We start from the raw sequence: 21137 nt of genomic DNA, 5'->3' as shown, positions 1-21137 counted from the left end.
TGTACAAACTGTTTTACAGAATCCAACTTTTTTGACAATTTTTTGTGTGCATTATTGCATCTAATGATTAAAATATTTAACTACTTAAATAAAGCTAACATCAAAACATGCTAACATTGGATAAATTCTCTTGCACAAAAGCAAACAGTAATCCTTTATCGCTTAGTATTTATGCTTGTTCAACAATACAAGTCAAAAGCCTGAGTAAAAATAATGCTAGTAAATTTTTGCATACTATTGCTGGCTTATCAAAGCCTGAGTTGGGAAAAATAATCTGGGAAAAAACAAAAAATGCATCAAAAAATACACTTTATATAAAAAACCTATCAGGGTTGTATAACACAATGACAGTAATGGAGCATTTATATTATTGGGCAAAAATATACAACACAAGTGAAGCAATATCATCAGCCATTAAATACTTTAGCTTAAAAGATATATTACACTACAAACCTAAAGAACTAGATAACTCTCAGCACAAACAAATTTTATTATCTAAAACACTAATCCATCCAATGGATATTTGGATACTTGATGCACCATTTGCAAATCTAAACAAAGAGAGCTGCACAGCCATTTCAATGCTTATTAACATCAAGTGCTCTAATGGTGGTTTGATTTTTATTGCTAACACAAATAGCCTGCAGCATAAATGGAATCTACAAATTAATCTGGATAATGGAGAGATTTTAACAAGCAATTTATAATTAACTAAAGCTTATACATTGATGTTTATGCAATTTTAGTTATAATGCTTAATATAAAAAATGTTTATTAATTAGTAGCAAAGCAGCATGAAATCAAATAGAAACAACATAGCTGTTATTATATCTAACAATCAGACAAACATACAGCCCAATATACATAGTGCTATGCTAGAAGTGGGACAATCACCAATATTATGTCATATAATACAAAATATATCAAAAACCAATATATATAAAATTATTATTGTTCATGATAATCAACTATCCAGCAATGATAAAGAGCTTATTTGCAATCATTCCATTCTTATGGAAAAAAAGATAAAATTTGTTAAAGTAGACTTTACATCTAGCTCAAGAAAAATTACATCTGATATATTTAATGCAGTTCCAGAAAATACAAGTAGCATTTTGCTAATAGGTGCAAGTGCACCATTTATTAGGGCTTATTCAATGCATGCTGCACTTAATGCTCTAGACACTAAACATGATTTTAATGTGTTAATGCCATCATTTGTTGCATTGGGCATAAAATATAGCAAGCTAGATCAAGAAATAAAAAATAATATAGCAAATGACAGTGATGGTTTTGCAAACAATAATGATGAATCTTTGATACTTCACAACACAGCAGTAATGGCAGCTCATGCAAAATTCTTAGAAAAAGTTATGAGTGACTCAATTAAGAGAGAAGATGAAATATCAGTTAACAATATTATTATAAATGCTATAAACAATGGTGCTACAGCAATATATGTGGAAACACTTGAAGAAGAAATTTTAACAATTACAAACAAACAAAAATTACTATTAGCAGAGCATGTTTTCCAAAAATGCATTAGGAATCAAATGATTGAGCAAGGTGTAAAAATGATTGCACCAGATACAGTCTTCTTTACCGCTAATACAAAAGTTGCTGCAAATGTCATCATACATCCATATGTAATTTTTGAAGGCAGGGTTGTAGTTAAAGAAGGATCTGAGATTAAATCATTCTCTCATATTGCTGGAGCATACCTAGAAGAAAATACCACAATTGGACCTTTTGCACGTATTAGACCAGACTCAATTATTAAACAAAATGCCAAGATTGGTAACTTTGTTGAAATAAAACAAAGTGCTATTATGCCTAAGGCTAAAATACCACATATGAGCTATATAGGCAATGCTGTAGTAGGCGCTGAAACAAACATTGGAGCAGGAAGCATAACCTGTAACTATAATGGTTTTCACAAAAACGATACTATTATAGGCAATAATTGCTTCATAGGTGCTAACACTAGCCTCATTGCCCCAGTACAAATTGGTGACAATGCTACAATTGCCGCTGGTAGCGTAATAACAAAAAATGTAGATGAAAATTCTCTAGCAATATCAAGATGCAAGCAACACACTAAAAAAGGCAAGAGATATCTAGGGAAGATTGGAAAAAAATGAATGTAAATGATAATAAAATACGCATATTTATAGCATCAGACCATGCAGGATATTTACTAAAACGTTTTATACTACAACAAATGAACAAATATGATATATGCAATAAAGGTTGCAACTCATTGTTCAATGTTGATTATCCAGACTATGCCCATATTGTAGCAAATGCAATTACAAATAATTTATGTGATATAGGTATATTAATATGTAGCACAGGGATAGGAATGAGCATAGTAGCTAACCGCTATCAGTCTATAAGAGCAGCATTGTGTCACAATCTAGAAAGTGTTTCACTGGCTAGAAAACACAACAATGCAAACGTTCTGTGCATAGGTGCAAAATTCATAGATTCAAAATTAGCAATCAACATGGTTGAGGCTTTTATAAAAACTGATTTTGATGCTGGCAGACATTTAATTAGAGTACAAAAATACAATTAAAATACATTTATTTGCTAGACAAGAATACATTTATTTGCTAGACAAGAAGAATTTTACACGTAGAATGTTATATATTTAACATACATTGGCATAAAAATGAGCAATGTAGATCAATTAACTCCTGCTGAGAATAATGTAGACAACATGCAAAATGACAACAATATGGCTATACGCATAAGGCGTAATGATTTATTAAAAGCATTAAGTAGATCCCAAGGTGTCTCAGAGAGAAAATCAATCAATCATCACTTCTCTAATATAATACTCAATGCTAAAAATAATAGACTTTTTCTTATATCAAAAAATGCAAGCATTCAGCTAAATGATAGCATACCAGCTGATGTAAAAAAATCAGGATTAACAACAGTAAACACAAATCTGTTGTATGAAATATGCAGAAAATTACCAGAATCTACAGAGCTATTAATAACTCTTTTCAGTAAAGCTTTAACCATAAAAACATCAACTTCTAATTTTGAGCTACCAATATTTACAGATACTGAAACTGATAATGAGAGTGAACTTGAAGCTAAACAAAACTTAGAAATTAGCATAAAAGCAAATAAACTACGTGATATGTTAAATAAAATACAATTTGCCATATCTGCTGATGAGGTTAGGCACTACCTGTGTGGTGTGTATATAGAAACAACTGACAGCAATATTACAACAACAGCAACTGATGGTCATAGACTGGCTTCTGTAGAAATGTCATTGAATTTGCAAAAAGAACAAAATGTATCAAGTGCTATAATTCCCAGAAAAACAGTGGGGGAAATTGTAAAAATGCTTAAAGATGAAACAATTGATATAAATGTAGAGCTATATACAAATAAAATAGTCTTTAGCTGGGGTGTTGTTAAGCTTACCTCAAGTCTAATAGAAGGAAAATTTCCCCCATACAAAAGTGTTATACCAGAAATTGATGAAAAAAATGTCCTAACAGTTAGAACAGACATATTAAAAGAATCAATTGACCGTATATCATCTGTCAGCTCAGAAAAAACTCGTGCAATTAAGATGTCTATAGAAAAAAATAAACTAACACTTTCTGCTGCTGCAACAGAAAATGGTAAGGCTAATGAGTCTCTGGGGGTAAAATATAATGGTGAAAGTATTAGCATTGGTTTTAATGCCAAATATCTCCTTGATACTTTATTTAACATAGAAGATGAAGAGGTTAATCTGCTTATCAAAGGAGCTGTTGACCCAGTGCGCATATTTGACAACAAACACCTTAATGCTACATATGTAATAATGCCTATGCGCATATAAGACAGTGAATTGTTTAATAAAAGAACTATCACTAAAAAACTTCCGCAACCATAAAAATATAAATATTAATCTTAATCCAGGTATTAATGCTGTTGTTGGAGCAAATGCATCAGGAAAAACATCTATTCTAGAAGCAATATCAATGCTATACCCAGGCAGAGGGATAAAAAATAGCACTGCAGCAAACATTACAATGCTCAACTCAAAAAATGATTATTGGTATACAGAAGGAAGATTCTTGCAAAGAACAGTAGATTGCACAATAGCCACAGAATACCATAACAAAAAAAAATTATTGTTAATCAATGGAGAAAAATCAAGCAGCAGTAAACTATTAAAAAACATACAAATTATATGGCTATCACCAGCAATATCGCACAAAATAATTATGTCAATGAGCTCTAGAAGACAATTTATTGATAGAATAACTTATTTGTTCTGCTCTAATCATGCAAAGCTAATTTCAAAATATGAAAAAGCAGTACAGGAACGCAATAAACTGCTTTTAAATAAAAACTATAACAAAAACTGGATGTGTGCTATTGAAAAAAATCTTGCTGAAACAGCCATAAATGTAATGTTCAACAGAACAAATGCAATTAATCTGCTAAACAAGACTGCTACAGATAAAACACATAATGCTACTCCAGTGCAAATAGAAATCATAAGTAACACAACACATGCCATAAATGATGAACCTAGTGAGGCGGTGAGCAAAATGCTAAAAAGTTTTGATATAAGCAGAAACAAAGATATGGAAACATGCCGCACAAATATTGGTCCACATCGTTGTGAGGTTAGAATAAACAACCCAATTAACAAAACACCTATTGATAATGCATCTTCAGGTGAGCAAAAATTAATGCTTACCAGCATCATGCTAATGCAGGTGCTAGCAAAAAAACTAGAACACAACACCACTCCAATAATACTATTAGATGACATTACAACACAACTTGACAGTAACAATATAAAAATATTATTAAATGCACTAAGTAAAATTAATTGTCAGTCTATTATAAGCGATACAATGCAGAATAAAAACTACACAACCATCATTTCATTAAAATAAAGTAGTTAAAAAAATATAAAAGTGACAAAAAAAATATTATACTATTTATGAAATGTAATTTTTAAAAAACTTTAATGAAATTTTCATTCAACATTCTAAAAAAATTTTTAAAAACAGAAGCATCTATAGAAGAAGTAACCAGCACGCTTAATGTTATTGGTATTGAAGTTGAGTCTGTGCATAATCTTGCAGATGAACTAAATAATTTTACAGTAGCATCAATTGTGTCATTAAGAAAGCATCCTAATGCGGACAGACTAATGTTGTGTGAACTCAATGATGGCTCATCTGAGATCAGAAAAGTTGTTTGTGGAGCCAGTAATCTGACAAATGGAATGAATGTTATTTTAGCCAAACCAGGAACAACTATACCAAACTCTGACCTAACCATAAAAGTCAGCAAAATACGCGGGGAACAAAGCAATGGTATGCTTTGCTCTGCAGAAGAATTAAACCTAAAAGGATTATTTAATGATAATGGAATTATTGAACTACCAAATAATCTAGCCCCTGGTGATAGATTGGTTAATGCTTGTGATTTAAATGATTCAACAATAGAAGTTGCAATAACTCCAAATAGAGGTGATTGTGCAAGCGTTTTTGGTATTGCCAGAGATTTAGCAACTACAAATATTGGCACTCTTATTCAACCAAAAATTAAACATGTAGAAATGTCATTAAATAGAAACATCAAAATTGATGAAAAATTATCACCTTTAATATGCTATGCAGAGATAAATAATATTAACAATTCAGCAACTCCATACTGGATGAAAAAAGAACTTTGGTTATCTGATATAAAATCTATTACAATGCCAGTTGATGTAACAAATTATATACGCCTAATATATGGACAACCAATGCATGTTTACAGCTCTAATGCAATCAATGGATCTATAAATATAGGAATGCTAGAAAAACCATTAGAATTTACAGCACTCAATGAACAAATCATTAAACTCACTAGCAGTGCTATGGTTATACAAGACAGTAGTAACATGGTGCTAGCATTAGCTGGCATAATTGGATCCAAAGACAGTCAATACACACAAGAATCTTCTAGCATAACCTTAGAAGCAGCATGGTTTGATCCTCAAATGATAGCTATTAATGGAGAAAAATTTAATATCCATACTGATGCACGCTACAATTTTGAACGATCTGTTGACATAGAGTTCACAAAAAATGCCATATCACATGCTGTAGAATTAATAATCACAACATGTGGAGGTAAGCTTAATCAGGCAATACAATTCAATCAAGCAAAAACCAAAAATCAGAAACCTATTTCTTATAGTCAAACAAAAATGATGAAATTTCTTGGACATGAAATAAATCACAACACAGTAAACAAAATTGCAAAAAGTCTTGGTTTTAAACTCAGTGACAGCACATTTATACCACCAAGCTGGCGGCAAGACATTACAACAGAATATGGCTTCTTTGGTGAGATTATACGAATCTATGGTTATAATAACATAAAACCAAAACCATCACTTGCATACTCTAATTCAACACCTACTAATGATGCCAGCAGATTCATTGATACTAATATTATAAGAAAAATACTTGCCACACGTGGAATGCATGAAGCAATAACATGGTCTTTTAACACAAGTGATGAAAATCTACAGTTTACTGACCATAACAATATTGAACTAGCAAATCCTATTAATATTGAAATGTCTGTAATGCGAACAACCTTATTACCTAATTTATTAAAAGCAATAAAATTTAACCAAAATCACAATGAGCATAATGCTTCACTTTTTGAAATTGGCAATATATACACAGAAGAAAAGATAGTTAAAGAAAAATTAATGCTTACAGCCATACGTAAAGGAACTGCTGTAGAAAAAAATATACATTCTAAAAGTCGCAAATATGATGCACTGGATATTAAAGCTGATTTTTTAGCTATCACCAACAATTTTTTAAATACTCCAATAACAATTTCTATAACCAAGAATAAAGGATTTTCATCCAGTTTTGCAGCAAAAATAAATGAAGTGAAAATTGGAATATTTGGGAAAATAAGCAGTAGTATTGCTAAGCAATATGAAATAAATGATGATATGTATGCCTTAATTTTGGACATTAATGCATTAATATTTACAGAAAAAAGAAAGTGTACGGCTAATATTAGCATATCAAAATTTCCATCAATAAAAAGAGACTTTAGCTTTGTACTCAATGAAAATATCAAACCATATACAGTTAAAAAATCCATATATGAATCAATTAAAAATCATAAACTCATCAACAGTAAAATTAAATTATTTGATATATATCAAAACACAGAACATAAAAAAAATAAAAAAATTTCTATAAGTTTCCAAGTTATCTTAGAGCCAAAATTCAGAACACTTGTAGATAGTGAAATAGATAAAATATCAAATTCAATAATAACAAATGTTATTAATAAACATGATGCCACTATTCGTGATGGCAAGCAATGAATATTGCAATAGAACTCAAAAATGTATCTAAATCTTTTGATGGCATTATTGTATTAAATGAAGTTAATCTTAAAGTTAAAACAGGTGAAATTGTCAGTATATGTGGTAACTCTGGTTCTGGCAAAACAACATTGTTACAAATAATAGGAACTTTAGACAACCCATCATCTGGACAAGTTTTTATTGATGGAATAAATCAAGCTGATGAATCAGAGAAACAAAAAAATGTTATTAGAGGTAAGAAAATTGGATTTATCTACCAATTTCATCACTTATTAAAAGAATTCTCAGTTTTAGAAAATGTAATGATGCCACTTCTTATAAACAAAACACCTAAAATATCTGCTAAAAAAAAAGCTTTAGAGGAGTTAATGATAGTTGGTTTAGAGAGTAAAATGAATAGTTATCCCAGCATGCTATCTGGCGGAGAACGGCAAAGAGCAGCAATTGCAAGAGCTATGGTTCATTGTCCAAAAATTATTATAGCTGATGAGCCAACTGGAAACCTAGACCCTAGTTTAGCAGCACACATCTTTAACATACTGTGTAAAAATGCAAAACAGAAAAATAGCAGTATAGTGCTTGCAACTCACAACCATATTTTAGCACAAAAAGCTGATAGAGTATTGCAAATACAATCTGGTAAGCTATCCAAAAAAACTAGCTAATTAAAGCTATCTGGGCTATTTCAGCATCATCACCTTTACGATAGCCAATACGAATTATGCGCAAATAACCACCTTGTCTATCTTTAAATTTTGGCATCACTTCATCCATTATCTTATGTGCACTATCTATGTTTTTCATTTTAGCAGTTAACATACGTAAAGCTATTAATCTATCTTTTCTTTTTGCTATTGTAATCAATGATTCAAAAAATGGTCTTAATAATTTAGCTTTAGGTACAGTTGTCTTTATCTTTCCATGTGTCACTAAACTAACAGCCATATTTGACATCATAGCTCTACGATGTGCACTAGTTCTGTTTAATTTAAATTTAATTTTTTTATGTCGCATAGTCAAATACCTTCAAAATAATCAATAAGATGAATCACTCATATTTTTAGACAAAACGCTTAAATTTTCTGGTGGCCATTCAGCAATCTTCATTCCAAGAGACAAACCCATGCCCATTAACACTTGTTTAATTTCATTTAAGGATTTTTTACCAAAATTTGGTGTTTTCAGCATTTCGGCCTCTGTTTTCTGAACAAGATCACCAACATATACCACATCTTCACATTTAAGACAATTCTGTGAACGTACAGACAGTTCCAGATCTTCTATTTTGCATAATAAATATTTATTGAATGGCAATTCATTGCTATTCTTTTCTTCTACAGCCATAGGTTCTATCTGGTCATCAATCAATATAGTAGTATCAATAAATACTTCCATCTGGTTACGTAGAATTGAAGCTGCAATACCCAATGCTTTTTTAGGATCTATTGTGCCATTTGTTTCAAGTGTTAAAGTTAACTTATCTTTATCATAAATTGCCGAACCACTAGGTTGGACATCATATGTTACAGATATAATTGGAGAAAAAGATGCATCAATCAACATACAGCCAAGACCTTCCAGTGTAAAGGTGTCATCAATTTTAGCTAATCTAGCTGGAAGATATCCTTTGCCTTTTTTAACTTCAATATGCAAAGAAAAATCAATTTCACGCTCTATTGAACAAATAGTAGAATCTTTATTCAATACTGTAATATCATCATCAATTTCCAAGTCTCCAGCTTTTAATATAACTGGCCCTACAACTTTAACAGATATTGATTTTGAAGTAAGACCAGCTGCTAACATTAATGTAATATTTTTTAAGTTTAAAATTATATTACAAACATCTTCTTTAACACCTGCAATTACTGAAAACTCATGAGATACACCATCAATAGTACAAGAAACAATAGCATCACCAGAAAGTGAAGATAATAAAACTCTTCTAAGAGAATTTCCTAAAGTTACACCAAAGCCTCTTTCTAGTGGGTTTACCACAAAATGTGCCAAATTCTTATTATTAGAATCAATTTCTATATCAAAAGTAGATGGCTTCACAATGGTTAAAGCATCAAGACTCACCACAACCTCAAATTTTTATAAAACTATACCCTACGTCTTTTTGGTGGACGGCAGCCATTAAATGGCATTAAAACTTCATATTTAACAGCCAATATATCAAAATAACCATGAACTGCACGAATTGCTGCTTCTCTGCCAGATCCAGGGCCACGAACAATAACTGTAACTGTTTTCATGCCCATATCATGCACCATTTGAGCAACTTTACCAACAGCAACTTGTGCAGCATATGCAGTAGACTTTCGTGCTCCTTTAAAACCACTCATGCCAGCTGAACACCAAGCTATAACATTTCCTTGTACATCAGTAATTGTTATAATACTATTGTTAAAAGTTGACAAAACATGTACTACACCAGCAGCAGCACAAGTTTTATTTTTCTTCTTTTTTTTATTAGCAATAGAATTAGCAGTAGCCACCTAATCAAACCTCATTTTATTTCTTGAATGACTTCAAAAGTTTTTTACTTGTTTTTGCATTAGTATGTGTTCTTTGACCTCTAACGGGAAGGCCTCTTTTATGCCTTTGACCACGATAACAACCAATTGCACAAAGAGAACGTATATTCATCATAACAGAAGTACGTAAATCACCTTCTATTGTGTGATTTTTAGTAGCTTCAATAATTCTAGACACTTCATCATCAAGCAAGTCTTTAACTCTTTTTTCTGCATCAATACCCGCCTGTTTACATATTTGTAATGCTTTATATGAGCCTATGCCATACACATAACACAATGATATTCTTACTTTTTTTGCAGATGGAATAGTTACACCAGCTATACGCATAAAATTCTTTTAATGATAATTATCAAAACATTATATAAGATAACATAATAAGACAAATTGTCAACATTTGTTTAATGAAAAAGATTGATGCTATACTTTAATGCAGCTGAAACATGAACAATATCATTGGTAGCATCTATATCAATAATTTTTATATTAGATGATCTGTAAAAATCCAATAGCTCATTATTATTAGTCTGAGCCTTAGCAACTCTTTTTTCAACAATATGTCTAGCATCATCAGGCCTTATAAATAAATTCATAGAACCACAAACATCGCATAGCCCATCTTGTTTTGGAGGGTTAGATTTCAAATTAAATACAGCACCACAATCTCTACAATTTAACCTGCCAAGCATTCTATCAAAAACTATCTCTGATGGAATGTTCATATAAAAAACAGCTGTAATCTCTGATTTATATTTATTATTCAACAAATCATTCAAAAACACAGCTTGAGAAACAGTTCTAGGGTAGCCATCATATAAAAACATATTGACTTGTTCTTTAGCTAAAAACTGTTCAGCTAAGCTATTAATATGCTCAGAATTTATTAATGAACCAGAGAGCATTGATTTTTGAATCAAAGAACCCAGCTCAGTAGAATTTCTGACTTCATTTCTCAATAAATTACCCATTGATAAGAGTCTAATTTCAGGGTATTGAGTAGCAATAAAGGTTGCCTGAGTTCCTTTGCCAGATGCTGGAAGGCCAATTAAAATAAAGTTTCTCAACCCCCCCTCCTTCTCAATCCAGTCTTTTTGGATATTTTACCATATTGCCCAGAAAAAAGGTATACTTGCATTTGTGCTATTGTATCTATTACAACACCAACAACTATTAAAAGACTTGTTCCACCAATTATAAATGATGGCATATTTGCTATTCTCATAATTTCAGTTGACATACATATTACAACAATATAAAAAGCACCAATAACTGTCAATTTTCCAACAACTGCACGTAAAAAAGCACTAGTATCAACACCTGGCCTATAGCCAAAAACTACACCACCGCTTTTTTTTATAGTTGCAGCAGCTTTATCCGGATCAAAAACAATAAAAGTATAAAAAAAACAGAAAAAAACTATTAACAATATATACAATAATTCATATAAAAACTTACCAGGTGCAAACAATCCAGTAATTATACTTATAGTAGTATTTTTAGAATGGTAAAAGCCAAGAATGGTTAAGGGGAACATTAAAACAGCATTAGCAAAAATTGGCGGAATAACACCAGCAGTATTAATACGCAATGGTATGTAAGATTTTGCACCAGAAAGTGTTTTCATGCCTGGTTTTTGTTTTAAATAATTTACTGGTATATTGCGCATTGAAGATTCTATAAAAACTATAAAGAAAATTAAACATACAACAATAGATAAAGAAAATAAAAATTGTTCCAATGTTATTGCAGAGGCAGAAAGTGCCTTAAAATTTTTCATGACAACTACAGGTACTTCAGCAACAATTCCTACAAAAATTATCAAAGATATACCATTTCCTATGCCATGCAGTGTAATCAATTCACCTAACCACATTAACAAGAGGGAGCCAGCAACTAAAGTTAATAAATTAATAATTAATGGCAATGAAAATATTTTAAATGCTATATTTGATGAAAAAACCAAAAATGATGCCTGCAAAAAGGCTAGGCACATTGTTAGCAAACGAATTTTAAATTTATTTTTAGATGTAGATTGACTAGAATCATCATTTTTAGAATTAGATAAAAATAGTTGGCTTACTATTGATGAAACAATGTATGGCATAATATTCAAGGAAAAAATAGAACCTTTAGATAAAGTTCCGCCAGAAAACAAATTAAACATGTTAAAAAAACTTAACATTTTCTCAGTTAATACAGAACCATATGGTAATGGAATATAAATCCCTATTCTGTATATTAAAATAGCAAAAATAGTAAATAGAATACGTCTTATTAAAAAAGACAACTGACTATCAAACATAAAAACCTAAAGTAACTCACCACCAGCATTCAACACAATATTTTTAGCACTAGCAGAGTATGCATCTAGTTTAAAACGTAAATTTCTAATCTTTAAACCACCATTAGCTAATAATTTTATCTTATTTTTTTTATTTGAAATAAGTCCTGCATTATACAATGCTTCCAAGTCAATAGTATTATTAGTGCTACTATTATTAGTATCAAGCGTTTTTTTCTTTATTGCAGCTTCTATAGATTTAAGAGTCACAATCACAAATTTATTCTTAGAAAATGAAACGAAACCACGCTTTGGCAATGTTGTATACAGTGGATTTTGCCCACCTTCAAAGCCATGAATAGACACACCAGTTCTAGCCTTCTGGCCTTTTGTCCCTCTGCCACAAGTTTTTCCTTTACCTGAAGACATACCTCTGCCAACCCTTTTCTTTTTTTTTCTATTGGCTAATGAAATTGAAACATTGTGTGGTAATAACATAAACACTCCTGCTAAATATTTTCTCTACGTGACAATAAAACACCAAACCTAATGCCACGACGTTCAGCTATAGCACGAGGAGTTGATATTGATTTTAATCCAAGCATAGTTGCAGTTATCATATTATATGGATCACTGGAACGCAAAGATTTTGCAACAATATCCTGAATGCCCAAACATTCAAAAATATGACGCATAGCACCACCAGCAATTATTCCTGTACCTAACTTTGCCGAACGCAATAAAACAGATGCTGAACAATATCTTGTTAATATGTCATGGTGTAATGTTTTACCAGAGCGTAATGGTACATGAAACATATTTTTTCTAGCTAATTTTATAGCTTTATTTTTTGCATCATTTAGCTCACGATCCTTGGCACTTGCAAAACCAACCTTGCCTTTTTTATCTCCCACAACAACTAATATAGAAAATGAAAATCTTGAGCCACCCTTAACAACTTTAGTTACTCTTCTTACAGAGGCTATGATATCTACAATATCTTGGTTATGTTTGTTAAAATTTTTACTCACTTAAACCATGCTCCTAATAATTAAAATCTTAAACCAAAAGACCTTGCTGAACTAGCAAATTCTTTAACTACACCACAATATTTGTGATGCCTACGATCAAAAACAACATCCATTGAAATCTTGTTATTTTTAACTCTTTGTAACAACATTTCTGCAAGAAGCTTTGCAGCCATTTTATTGCTCTTATTAATAGATCCTTTATATTTCTCTGCAAACAATTTTTCTTGCGTTGATGCAGCAGCTAATGTATGTGCAATAGAATCATTAATTAACTGAACATAAATATGCTTATTTGTTTTACAAATAGACAATCTGTTTCTATCATTTATTCTTTGACTCAGCTTAAATCTAACACGATTTTTACATCTTAATCTTCTTGTTTTCTTCAACATAAATAACCTAATTATAATTAACGCTTTCCCTCTTTGCGCAGTATAAACTCTTCATTAACTATGATACCTTTGCCTTTATATGGTTCTGGTGATTTTAATGATCTAATTCTTGCTGCCATCATAGAAACTATTTGTTTATCAACTCCTTGAATAATTATTATTGTAGGATTTTCCAATTTTACAGTCAGCCCTTGTAATATTTCAATACATATTGGATGACTAAAACCTAAATTTATAGTCAACAAATCACCATTTACAGATGCACGATATCCAACACCATTAATTCTTACCTTAGCAGTAAATCCATTACTAACACCATGAACAGCATTATTCAAAAGACTTCTATACAACCCCCAAAAATTCCTATATGTATTTCTTCCGGTATTGGATTGAGGTATGATTGATAACTTTTTATCATTAAAAATACATTTTAAAAATTTTGGCAAAGGCACTTCCAAAGCACCTAATGATCCTGAAAATTTTGCTACAGAATCATTAATTTCAACATTTACAGTATCTGGAACAACAATTTCTTTAATACCAACACGAGACATACAACTACCTTAAAAAACAGAACATAATACTTCACCACCAACATTTAGCTCTTTAGCTGCATGATTTGTAATAATGCCTTTAACAGTAGATAAAAGATACATACCAAAACCATTGTATATTGGTTTAATATCTTTTATTGAAGAATAAACTCTACGACCAGGCTTTGAAATTCTTTTTATCTCAACAATAGCAGCATCATTGCCATTATATTTCAAAAAAACCTTTATAACTGGAAATTTATCAGCAGGATTAATCTTCATTGTAATAAAATCATCTATAAAACCTTCTTTTTTCAAAACTGCTAATGCATTACTATTCATTTTAGAATGCAGCACATAAGCATAGCTTTTACCAGCCATGTATCCATTGCGCAATCTTGTTATAAAATCACCAAAACTATCTGACAGAGACATAATAAACCTATTAATCTAACTAATAACCATGTTTTACAACACCAGGTAACATGCCCTCTAGAGCCATTTTTCTAAAAACTATTCTGGACATAGCAAACTTTCTTATATAACCTCTTGGACGACCTGTAACTATACATCTATTTCTAACCCTGGTTCTGCTAGAATCACGAGGTAGCTTAACAAGCTTGGCATGAAGCTCAAAACGCTCATTTAAAGAAAGATTTTTATTTTTCAATGCCTTTTTCAAAAGCAAACGATTTTTCTTGTGTTTCATTACACAAGCTCCTCGTTTGTTGTTCTTCTGTATCATACTTATTTTCGCCATTTAATAAACTCCTTATACTAATTAACAAAAGGAAAACCAATCTTTGAAAGTAATTCCAAAGATTCTTCATTGGTAGTTGCTGTTGTTTCTATTGTCAAATCCATACCATAAATTTTTCCAGAATCATAATCAACCTCTGGAAAAATAATATGCTCTTTAATTCCAAAGGAAAAATTACCATTTCCATCAAAACTTGTTTTGCGCAATCCTTTAAAATCTCTGCTTCTTGGTAAAGCAATATATAATAATCTTTCCAAAAAACAATACATCAAGGTACGACGTAATGTAACCTTTACTCCTACTGGCATACCTTCTCTTAATTTAAAGTTAGAAACAGACTTACGAGCTCTAACAATTATTGGTTTTTGTGCAGTAATTAAAGCAATATCTTTTACTACACTATCTATAATTCCTTTTTCTGCAATTCCTAGGCCAACATTTATAGATATTTTAGATATCTTTGGCACTTTCATAATATTAGTATAGGAAAATTTCTTAATTAAATGATCTCTTATTTCATTGCAATATAGCTCTTTCAACACAACTTAAACCTTTAATTATCTATTATAACTTTGTTAAATGCTTTAGCAAATCTTTGCTTTGTACCATCAATAATTCTATAGCCAATCTTTGTGCACATTGATGCATCTTTACTATAAAAAGCAACATTAGATATATCTATATAAGATTCTTTATGCTCTATTCTGCCAGGTGAATTTTGTGTGGGCTTAATGTGTTTAGTAGAGATAGCACAACCTTCTATAAGCAATTTAATTGAATTTATTTTTTTAGAAATCTTAACTTTCAAAACTTTACCTATTTTCCCTTTATCCTTACCAACACAAACCATCACAGTATCACCTTTAATGATTTTGTGCTTTCTGTTGCTATAAACAACATGATTATTGTGCATTACCATTAAATTACCTCTTTAGCCATAGAAAAAATTTTACCATAACGTCTTACAATCCTATCAACAGGTCCAAATAATCTAGTTGCCATAGGTTCAAATTGCTTGTTAACAAGAACTGCAGCATTAGCATCAAATGAAACTGTACTACCATCTGTGCGTACTAATTTTTTAGCAGCTCTAACAATTACCGCCCTATGTACCATTCCTTTCTTAATTTTTACTATACCAGATGCTCTTTTTGATATTATTGAAGTAACAGATACAACTATAACATCACCAACTTTTGCACACCTTTTACCTGTACCACCTGGGATACCTATACATCTTAATAGTGCAGCACCAGAATTATCAGTACATTGAAGCACAGAACGAATATTTATCATAATATCACCATATTATTATCTATACTACATGCCAAAATAATGTTTTAGATATAGGAGGCACTTCCTGTACTAAAACCATATCACCAACCCTAACATCTTGATTGGAAGCAAATCTAGCTCTCACAAAAGACTTATGAGTTATATGTTTTTTTACTTTTGAATTAAAACAACCAGACATAAAACATATTTTAGCAATGGAAGAATGTTTTATGCTAATTACTCTACCTTTAATAATTCTTCTTACCATTAAGTAACCTAACTATTATTTAATTTTGTTAAAATACGAGCTATTTTTTTCTTAATAAGATTAGTTTTTCCTTTAGAAGATTGCAAGCGAATTTTTAATAAATTTTCCTTATAGTTCAAAATTTCTTTCTTAAGCTTAGAAATAGTATTTTTTTCCATCAATGTCTAATACCTCCATAATTGTTTATAACAATTTTACATTTTATAGGTAATTTAGTTGCAGCTTTCTCTAAAGCAATTCTAGCTTGACTTCTTGGTATACCTTCAAGTTCAAAGAGAACTCTACCTGGTTTAATACGAAATATCCAAAATTCTACAGAACCTTTACCTTTACCCATACGCACATCAGTAGGTTTTTTTGTCACAGGAACATTAGGGAAAATCCTAATCCAAAGCTTACCACGTCTTTTCAAAAATCTATTAATAGTTTTCCTAGCAGATTCAATTTGCCTACCATTCATTCTGCAACATTCAGAGGCTTTTAAAGCAACTGAACCAAATGCCACTGTGTTGCCAACCATAGAATTACCTTGAAGCCTTCCTTTAAAAGCTTTTCGAAATTTATATTTGGATGGCTCAAACATTTCTAATACTCCTCAAATAATTAATTAACTATATACCCAAACTTTTGTCCCAATTATACCATACACAGTATGAGCTTCTACTAATGCATAATCAATGTTTGCTCTCAAGGTATGCAAGGGCATTCTACCTTCTTTATACCATTCAGTACGAGCTATTTCAGCACCACCAAGTCTACCAGAACAACTAATCTTAATACCCTTAACACCAAAACGTAAACTGGATGTAACTGCACGCTTCATTGCCTTTCTAAAAGAAACACGCTTCTCTAGCTGTTGTGTTATATTAGCAGCTATTAATCTTGCACATAATTCTGGTTTTTTTATTTCTACAACATTAATATCAACATCTTTAATATTAGTAATTTTACGGACATATTGAGAAGCTTTTTCTATATCAGCACCATTTTTGCCAATAATAACACCTGCTCTAACAGCATGTATATTTACAACTATATTAGATTGACGTTTTATGACAACTCTATTAACCAATGCATGTTTAAATGTTTTATTTATAAAACTTCTTATTTTAATATCTTCATGTAAATTAATAATATATTTATCTTTATCAACATGCCAAATTGAATCCCAATCTCTGTTCAAGATCAATCTAAATCCTTTTGGATTAACCTTTTGACCCATCTCTCCCTCTTAATTTTGCTTTTAGTTTTATTGTTAAATTAGAACGTATTTTTAAAATTTTTCCAGCACGACCACGGGCACGTGGAAAAAAACGTTTTAGTACATGCGATTTGCCAATCAAAACAGAGTCAATATATAATGTATCAAAATCAGCATTGAAATTATGCTCAGCATTAGCAACAGCAGCTTGCAAGACATTCAACATCTCTAGAGCAGCATGTTTTCTAGATAATTTCAGTTGGTTTATAGCTAAATCAACTTTTTGATTTCTAATCAATGATGCAACTAAATTCAATTTATATGGAGTTGCATAAACAACTCTTTGTTTTGCAATATAAGATGCATTGGATACTTGAGTCATATCTATCTACCCTTCTTCTTATCTACAGCATGTCCATAGTAAGTTCTAGTTGGAGAAAATTCACCAAATTTACACCCTACCATATCTTCAGACACAGAAACTGGTATATATTTTTTACCATTGTGTACACCAAATACATATCCTACAAACGCTGGAATTATTGTTGAACGCCGAGAATCAGTTTTGATCATCTTTGTACCTTTATTGTTAGCAATATGTGATTTAATTATTTTAATCAAAGAATGATCAACGTATGGACCCTTCCAAACAGAACGTCTAGCCATAATTACCCCTTTTTCTTCTTCTTTTTAATGACTGTTTTAGCACCTTTTGTTAATTTACCCCAAGGTGTTACAGGAGGACCACCAGTGCCAGTTTTACCTTCTCCACCACCATGAGGATGATCAACTGGATTCATTGCTACACCACGCACTTTAGGACGTTTACCCATTATTCTAGATCTTCCTGCTTTCCCAAGAGAAATATTATATTTATCTGAGTTAGAAACAGTACCTATTGTTGCAAAACAAGATGCATTTAAATACATAGATACACCTGAGTGTAGTCTAACTAAAGCTTTACCAGCATCTTTAGCAACTAATGTTGCATAACCACCAGCTGCTCTCACTAATTGAGCACCAGCTTTTGGTTTAATTTCAATAGCAAATATGCTGAAACCTAAAGGAATATCTTTAAGTTGCATTGTATTTCCATTTTTGGCTTCAGCATCTTTGCCTATTGATATAATGTCACCTGATTTCATTTTTGATGAAGCTAAAATATAATTCAACTCACCAGTATCAAGTTTAACCAATGCTATAAAAGCACTTCTGTTTGGATCATATTCTATTCTTAAAACTTCAGCATTTCCAGTATATCTAGAAAGTTTGAAATTAATTTTACGATATTTTCTTTTACTACCCCCACCAATTGAACGCACTGTAATCACACCACGATTATTACGCCCACCTTTTTTTGCAAAACCAGTTGTTAAGCTCTTGCATGGTGATCCAGAATATAAAGAAGATTTATCAACTAGTGCTAAATGCCGCGTTCCTGGTGTTATAGGATTGTAAGTTTTTATTGGCATAAATAAACTCTATAAATTAAACTCAAAATTTTTAGCATTAGGTATTGTTAAAATAGCTTTCTTTATATCTATTTTTTTACCTCTAAAGCCCTTAAAGTTAACACTTTTTCCTTTAATATTTAAAATATTTAAATCTAATACTTTTATGTTAAATATTTTTTCAAATGCATATCTTATCTGTTTCTTAGAAAATTTTCGTGCAACATTGATGGTTAGTTTATTTTCTGATTCTTTTAATCTTGTGGACTTCTCTGTAAGCACAATAGATTGTATCACATCATAATACCAACCAACATCTTCATTATTTATAAAGCTCATAAAAGTCTACTCTCTATTTCTTTTGCAGCTTGCATGCCTATAGCAATAATTTGATGCTTCATAATGTCATATGGATTTATTCCCACAGCAGGCAAAACATCTACATGTTTTAAATTACGTGATGATCTTTTCAAGTCATCATTTATTAAACTATCCACTATTAGGATAGACTTAGAACATATTTTACACAAAATACTTTGTAAGTCACGTGTTTTTGATGAAATTTCTGCAATATCATCAAAAATAATCAATTGTTGAGCTTGTGCTTTATATGATAAAGCTGATTTTAATGCAAATTTTCTTACTTTTTTATTAATACTATACCCATGATCCCTGACAATTGGGCCAAATATTACAGCACCACCACGAAACTGTGGGGAACGCAAACTACCTTGTCGTGCTCTTCCAGTGCCTTTTTGTCTATGGGGTTTTGCAGTTGTACCACTAACTTGACTAATAGTACGCGAACTATGTGTACCAGCCCTACGCTTGGCTAACTGCCAATCAATAACCATTTTTAAAATATCTGGACGATATGGTGCATCAAAAACACCAGGCTCCAAATCATAATCACCTTTTTTAGCCCCATTGGCCAATGAAAACACAGCAATTTTTACCATATTAAACTCCTAGACTAAACTATACTGCAGCTTCAGAAAATATACTTTGTTTCTTTATTGCATCTTGCACAATAACATAAGAATTTTTTGCTCCTGGAACTGCACCTTTAATTACAAGTAATCCATTTTTTAAATCAACATTCAATAAATGTAGACTTTGCACAGTCACTCTACTATTACCCATATGACCAGCCATCTTTTTACCTTTTGCTACACGTCCTGGATCTTGACACTGTCCTGTTGATCCATGAGATCTGTGTGAAATAGAAACACCATGTGATGCAGAAAGACCAGAAAAATTATGCCTTTTCATTACACCTGCAAATCCTTTACCTATAGATACACCAGAAACATCAACAAATTGACCAACAGTAAAATGTTCAACGCTCAAATTATCACCAACTTTTGGTGGTTTAAAATTAGTCTTAAAACTAATTATCTTTTTACATAAAGGCATAGACAATTTTTGGTAAAAACCAATAACTGGTTTTGTTAAATGTTTTGCTTTTACTATACCAAAACCAATATTAACAATATTCCAACTATCACTTTCCTTAACTTCTAAGACTTTAGCACTTTCCAAATGCAGTAATGTCACACAATTCCTATTACCATTACCATTGTAAATGGCACTGCATCCTATTTTTTTACAATACAAACCAACTCTATACAACATAAATAACCTAACTCTTTACATGAACATCAACACCAGCAGGAAGCTCTAGTCTTGCTAAAACTTCTACAGTACGAGGGTTTGTGTTGTGCAATACTATTAACCGCTTATATATCATGATAGCAAAATGCTCACGAGATTTCTTGTCAACATGTGGAGATCTATTTACTGTCACTATTGATCGCTTAGATGGTAATGGTATTGGACCATTAATTGTAGCACCTGTCTTTAATATGCGCTCCACAATACTTCTAGTAAAGAAATCTAACATTCTGTAATCAAATGACCGCAATTTAATACTGATTGAACCCATACTCATTAATAATAACCTATTCAATAATTTCCATAACAACACCAGCACCAACTGTTATACCACTTTCTCTAA

33 protein-coding genes are annotated in these 21137 nt (G+C 31.3%); 7 read left to right on the top strand and 26 right to left on the bottom strand.

The window, feature by feature from the left end:
• Positions 1 to 107 precede the first annotated feature (107 nt).
• From AABI72_RS03170 to AABI72_RS03140, 7 genes are all read left to right on the top strand, one after another.
• Positions 108 to 707 carry an ATP-binding cassette domain-containing protein gene (locus AABI72_RS03170; protein WP_338364332.1) on the top strand — a complete coding sequence of 200 codons (600 nt, stop codon included), beginning with the start codon at positions 108 to 110 and terminating at the stop codon, positions 705 to 707.
• An 87-nt stretch (positions 708 to 794) separates the two neighbouring features.
• The gene (locus tag AABI72_RS03165) at positions 795 to 2141 is read left to right on the top strand and encodes a DapH/DapD/GlmU-related protein (RefSeq protein WP_338364330.1); all 1347 of its coding nucleotides are present in this window, start codon (positions 795 to 797) and stop codon (positions 2139 to 2141) included.
• Positions 2138 to 2578, top strand: coding sequence for a ribose 5-phosphate isomerase B (gene rpiB / locus AABI72_RS03160; protein WP_338364329.1), 441 nt, complete (start codon positions 2138 to 2140; stop codon positions 2576 to 2578). The genes AABI72_RS03165 and rpiB overlap by 4 nt, the downstream gene beginning before the upstream one ends.
• Positions 2579 to 2674: 96 nt before the next feature.
• Entirely contained in the window at positions 2675 to 3853 is a 1179-nt protein-coding gene (dnaN, locus tag AABI72_RS03155; RefSeq protein ID WP_338364327.1) for a DNA polymerase III subunit beta, read from the top strand.
• Between the two features lie 4 nt (positions 3854 to 3857).
• Positions 3858 to 4925, top strand: a complete 1068-nt coding sequence (gene recF, locus AABI72_RS03150) for a DNA replication/repair protein RecF (RefSeq protein ID WP_338364324.1) — start codon at positions 3858 to 3860, stop codon at positions 4923 to 4925.
• A 74-nt stretch (positions 4926 to 4999) separates the two neighbouring features.
• Positions 5000 to 7384, top strand: a complete 2385-nt coding sequence (gene pheT, locus AABI72_RS03145) for a phenylalanine--tRNA ligase subunit beta (RefSeq protein ID WP_338364322.1) — start codon at positions 5000 to 5002, stop codon at positions 7382 to 7384.
• The gene (locus tag AABI72_RS03140; protein WP_338364320.1) at positions 7381 to 8052 is read left to right on the top strand and encodes an ABC transporter ATP-binding protein; all 672 of its coding nucleotides are present in this window, start codon (positions 7381 to 7383) and stop codon (positions 8050 to 8052) included. Before pheT ends, AABI72_RS03140 begins: the two co-directional genes overlap by 4 nt.
• Here AABI72_RS03140 and rplQ read toward each other — a convergent pair.
• The 26 genes from rplQ to rpsJ form a co-directional block, all read right to left on the bottom strand.
• A complete protein-coding gene (gene rplQ / locus AABI72_RS03135; RefSeq protein WP_338364318.1) occupies positions 8045 to 8401 on the bottom strand; it encodes a 50S ribosomal protein L17 in 357 nt (118 codons plus the stop codon). The genes AABI72_RS03140 and rplQ overlap by 8 nt on opposite strands.
• Positions 8402 to 8422: 21 nt before the next feature.
• On the bottom strand, positions 8423 to 9469 hold the full coding sequence (locus AABI72_RS03130) for a DNA-directed RNA polymerase subunit alpha (RefSeq protein WP_338364316.1): 1047 nt from the start codon (positions 9467 to 9469) through the stop codon (positions 8423 to 8425).
• A gap of 23 nt (positions 9470 to 9492) precedes the next feature.
• Positions 9493 to 9888 carry a 30S ribosomal protein S11 gene (gene rpsK / locus AABI72_RS03125; protein ID WP_410520603.1) on the bottom strand — a complete coding sequence of 132 codons (396 nt, stop codon included), beginning with the start codon at positions 9886 to 9888 and terminating at the stop codon, positions 9493 to 9495.
• A 16-nt stretch (positions 9889 to 9904) separates the two neighbouring features.
• On the bottom strand, positions 9905 to 10258 hold the full coding sequence (rpsM, locus tag AABI72_RS03120) for a 30S ribosomal protein S13 (protein ID WP_338364314.1): 354 nt from the start codon (positions 10256 to 10258) through the stop codon (positions 9905 to 9907).
• A 71-nt stretch (positions 10259 to 10329) separates the two neighbouring features.
• Entirely contained in the window at positions 10330 to 10992 is a 663-nt protein-coding gene (locus AABI72_RS03115) for an adenylate kinase family protein (RefSeq protein WP_338364312.1), read from the bottom strand.
• Complete coding sequence (gene secY / locus AABI72_RS03110) at positions 10989 to 12230, bottom strand: preprotein translocase subunit SecY (RefSeq protein WP_338364310.1); 1242 nt, start codon at positions 12228 to 12230, stop codon at positions 10989 to 10991. The genes AABI72_RS03115 and secY overlap by 4 nt, the downstream gene beginning before the upstream one ends.
• Before the next feature lie 6 nt (positions 12231 to 12236).
• Positions 12237 to 12707: a 50S ribosomal protein L15 gene (gene rplO / locus AABI72_RS03105; RefSeq protein ID WP_338364308.1), complete on the bottom strand. Its 471-nt coding sequence runs from the start codon at positions 12705 to 12707 to the stop codon at positions 12237 to 12239.
• Positions 12708 to 12718: 11 nt separating this feature from the next.
• Positions 12719 to 13240, bottom strand: coding sequence for a 30S ribosomal protein S5 (rpsE, locus tag AABI72_RS03100; RefSeq protein ID WP_338364306.1), 522 nt, complete (start codon positions 13238 to 13240; stop codon positions 12719 to 12721).
• Positions 13241 to 13260: 20 nt separating this feature from the next.
• Positions 13261 to 13632, bottom strand: coding sequence for a 50S ribosomal protein L18 (locus AABI72_RS03095; RefSeq protein WP_338364304.1), 372 nt, complete (start codon positions 13630 to 13632; stop codon positions 13261 to 13263).
• Between the two features lie 17 nt (positions 13633 to 13649).
• Positions 13650 to 14186 (bottom strand): 50S ribosomal protein L6, encoded by a 537-nt coding sequence (rplF, locus tag AABI72_RS03090; RefSeq protein WP_338364302.1) that lies wholly within the window; start codon positions 14184 to 14186, stop codon positions 13650 to 13652.
• A 9-nt stretch (positions 14187 to 14195) separates the two neighbouring features.
• Positions 14196 to 14600, bottom strand: coding sequence for a 30S ribosomal protein S8 (rpsH, locus tag AABI72_RS03085; protein WP_338364300.1), 405 nt, complete (start codon positions 14598 to 14600; stop codon positions 14196 to 14198).
• 19 nt (positions 14601 to 14619) lie between these two features.
• Entirely contained in the window at positions 14620 to 14925 is a 306-nt protein-coding gene (gene rpsN, locus AABI72_RS03080; RefSeq protein ID WP_338364298.1) for a 30S ribosomal protein S14, read from the bottom strand.
• A 17-nt stretch (positions 14926 to 14942) separates the two neighbouring features.
• Entirely contained in the window at positions 14943 to 15467 is a 525-nt protein-coding gene (gene rplE / locus AABI72_RS03075; RefSeq protein ID WP_338364296.1) for a 50S ribosomal protein L5, read from the bottom strand.
• Positions 15468 to 15478: 11 nt separating this feature from the next.
• Positions 15479 to 15844 (bottom strand): 50S ribosomal protein L24, encoded by a 366-nt coding sequence (gene rplX / locus AABI72_RS03070; protein ID WP_338364294.1) that lies wholly within the window; start codon positions 15842 to 15844, stop codon positions 15479 to 15481.
• The gene (gene rplN / locus AABI72_RS03065; protein WP_338364292.1) at positions 15844 to 16221 is read right to left on the bottom strand and encodes a 50S ribosomal protein L14; all 378 of its coding nucleotides are present in this window, start codon (positions 16219 to 16221) and stop codon (positions 15844 to 15846) included. Before rplN ends, rplX begins: the two co-directional genes overlap by 1 nt.
• A gap of 19 nt (positions 16222 to 16240) precedes the next feature.
• Positions 16241 to 16468 carry a 30S ribosomal protein S17 gene (gene rpsQ / locus AABI72_RS03060; protein WP_338364290.1) on the bottom strand — a complete coding sequence of 76 codons (228 nt, stop codon included), beginning with the start codon at positions 16466 to 16468 and terminating at the stop codon, positions 16241 to 16243.
• An 8-nt stretch (positions 16469 to 16476) separates the two neighbouring features.
• Positions 16477 to 16626 (bottom strand): hypothetical protein, encoded by a 150-nt coding sequence (locus AABI72_RS03055; protein ID WP_338364288.1) that lies wholly within the window; start codon positions 16624 to 16626, stop codon positions 16477 to 16479.
• Positions 16626 to 17051 (bottom strand): 50S ribosomal protein L16, encoded by a 426-nt coding sequence (rplP, locus tag AABI72_RS03050; RefSeq protein ID WP_338364286.1) that lies wholly within the window; start codon positions 17049 to 17051, stop codon positions 16626 to 16628. Before rplP ends, AABI72_RS03055 begins: the two co-directional genes overlap by 1 nt.
• 24 nt (positions 17052 to 17075) lie before the next feature.
• Positions 17076 to 17690 carry a 30S ribosomal protein S3 gene (gene rpsC, locus AABI72_RS03045; protein ID WP_338364284.1) on the bottom strand — a complete coding sequence of 205 codons (615 nt, stop codon included), beginning with the start codon at positions 17688 to 17690 and terminating at the stop codon, positions 17076 to 17078.
• Positions 17674 to 18051, bottom strand: a complete 378-nt coding sequence (gene rplV, locus AABI72_RS03040; RefSeq protein ID WP_338364282.1) for a 50S ribosomal protein L22 — start codon at positions 18049 to 18051, stop codon at positions 17674 to 17676. The genes rpsC and rplV overlap by 17 nt, the downstream gene beginning before the upstream one ends.
• Positions 18052 to 18053: 2 nt before the next feature.
• On the bottom strand, positions 18054 to 18335 hold the full coding sequence (gene rpsS, locus AABI72_RS03035) for a 30S ribosomal protein S19 (RefSeq protein WP_338364279.1): 282 nt from the start codon (positions 18333 to 18335) through the stop codon (positions 18054 to 18056).
• A gap of 2 nt (positions 18336 to 18337) precedes the next feature.
• Positions 18338 to 19141, bottom strand: a complete 804-nt coding sequence (rplB, locus tag AABI72_RS03030; RefSeq protein ID WP_338364276.1) for a 50S ribosomal protein L2 — start codon at positions 19139 to 19141, stop codon at positions 18338 to 18340.
• Between the two features lie 9 nt (positions 19142 to 19150).
• Positions 19151 to 19459 (bottom strand): 50S ribosomal protein L23, encoded by a 309-nt coding sequence (gene rplW, locus AABI72_RS03025; protein WP_338364273.1) that lies wholly within the window; start codon positions 19457 to 19459, stop codon positions 19151 to 19153.
• A complete protein-coding gene (gene rplD, locus AABI72_RS03020; protein ID WP_338364271.1) occupies positions 19456 to 20079 on the bottom strand; it encodes a 50S ribosomal protein L4 in 624 nt (207 codons plus the stop codon). The genes rplW and rplD overlap by 4 nt, the downstream gene beginning before the upstream one ends.
• A gap of 19 nt (positions 20080 to 20098) precedes the next feature.
• Positions 20099 to 20755, bottom strand: a complete 657-nt coding sequence (rplC, locus tag AABI72_RS03015; RefSeq protein WP_338364270.1) for a 50S ribosomal protein L3 — start codon at positions 20753 to 20755, stop codon at positions 20099 to 20101.
• A 7-nt stretch (positions 20756 to 20762) separates the two neighbouring features.
• Positions 20763 to 21071, bottom strand: a complete 309-nt coding sequence (gene rpsJ, locus AABI72_RS03010) for a 30S ribosomal protein S10 (RefSeq protein WP_338364514.1) — start codon at positions 21069 to 21071, stop codon at positions 20763 to 20765.
• Between the last annotated feature and the right edge of the window lie 66 nt (positions 21072 to 21137).

The sequence above is a fragment of the Candidatus Xenohaliotis californiensis genome, assembly GCF_963930935.1.
In the GTDB taxonomy this organism is placed as follows: Bacteria; Pseudomonadota; Alphaproteobacteria; order Rickettsiales; family CAWVOK01; genus Xenohaliotis; species Xenohaliotis californiensis.
This window is presented reverse-complemented; position numbering and strand designations above follow the sequence as displayed.